At 26.7% G+C, this 1,452-nt stretch carries 2 protein-coding genes; both read right to left on the bottom strand.

Annotation, left to right across the window (positions count from 1 at the left end; genetic code table 11):
* A partial coding sequence (locus EZH24_RS11780) for a hypothetical protein (RefSeq protein ID WP_137999273.1) occupies nucleotides 1–907 on the bottom strand: 907 nt, incomplete at its 3' end.
* A gap of 61 nt (nucleotides 908–968) precedes the next feature.
* The gene (locus EZH24_RS14295; RefSeq protein ID WP_137999272.1) at nucleotides 969–1,133 is read right to left on the bottom strand and encodes a PIN domain-containing protein; all 165 of its coding nucleotides are present in this window, start codon (nucleotides 1,131–1,133) and stop codon (nucleotides 969–971) included.
* Nucleotides 1,134–1,452: the final 319 nt, after the last annotated feature.

Below are 1,452 nucleotides of genomic sequence, written 5' to 3'. Positions count from 1 at the left end.
TTAAATTAAAATTTCTTGGATTATAATTATTAGGTTCGACATTATAGAAATCGTAAATATAATAATTCTCTATATTCATTTCTTTCATTTTTTCGTCAACCAAAGTCTCCATTTCTTCGATTGTATTTGCCACGATATAATAACTTGAAATTGAAGATATTTTTTTGCATTTCCCCAAGCATTTTACCGTGACATTCCACCATTTCGGCTGTCTTCTTATTATTCTTTCGTTCATATTTATAAGCGAAAAACCGTAAAGATGTTTTAAGTTGTTTATTATATCGTAATAATCGAATACATATTCATCGCTTTCCGATACCGTCTCGTAAGAAACTACCGAAGATAAAGGATAATGCCAATGCTCGAAGTCGCTTATAAAAGAAGGATTTTCATTTAAAAGATTAAAATAACCTAAAATGGAATTAATCTCGTTCACATTTTCGTAAGGAGTGTTTATTATAACTTCTTTATCCAAATTAATAAAAACTTCAAATTCCGTTCTCTCGTCTATTATTCCAAAACCTACAAATCCGCATTCAACCCATAACTCTTTATATTTTTTGAATATATTTTTTATTTCCGCTTTTGAAATATCGGGGTCGCTCATCATTATATCGAAATCTCTATTTATATCTTCGCTTATTCTTTCAATTACCATAGTGGCGTAAGCAGGAAATAATTTAATTAATTTTAAGAATAGATACGGAATTTTATTTGCCGAAACGGATATTCTATAAGAATAAATTTCGCCGTCTTTGAGTTCAAAATCGAATCCTTCTTTAGGTTTTGCGTCTTCGCTTGGAACTATACCGAGCGGAGATTGAAATTTATTTATAATTATTCTGTTTGATTTTATTTTATTTAAGATATTTCTTCTTCTTTGACTCTTTTGAAAATAATTAAACACGATAATTCCTCGAAAAAATATATTTATGCTATGATAAATGAAAAATAAATTTTGTCAAGTCTTATATTAAATTCGTTAAAATATATATTTCGTTTATTTCATCGTCCGTATTTAAAATTTCTTCACATAATAATTTATAATTAATCCATTTTAATCTATTATTTTTTATTTTTCTTATGGCATGGTAAATATTGAAACCGTCTATATAAAAATTAACTTTATTCATAGTGATAATAATAAAAAACCCCGTTCGAGACGAGGGGGTAAGTCCCCAAAGGAAACCTACGATGATATATATTTTATATTATAAAGTATTTATAATATTTGTCAAGCATTTAAATTATCTATTTTCAACAATCCTAATCTCTTCTTCCCTTAAATCATATAATTTATAAACAATCTTATCAATCTCCCCTCCAACTCTCTAGTATCCTCATTATTTTTCTTCCCTTCAATAACCCTATCAACCAAACCTACAATTTTATTTTCCAATTATTTATTTTCAGAATTTATTTATATGATTAAATTTTGACAAATTAATTTAG

The sequence above is a fragment of the Brachyspira catarrhinii genome, assembly GCF_005518285.1.
Lineage (GTDB): Bacteria > Spirochaetota > Brachyspiria > Brachyspirales > Brachyspiraceae > Brachyspira > Brachyspira catarrhinii.
The sequence above is the reverse complement of the archived record's forward strand: the minus strand, read 5'-3'. Positions and strand labels throughout refer to the sequence as shown.

Excerpts from the sequence above, each read along its gene's own strand:
- EZH24_RS14295 (WP_137999272.1), bottom strand. The coding sequence starts at position 1,133 with ATGAATAAAGTTAATTTTTATATAGACGGTTTCAATATTTACCATGCC.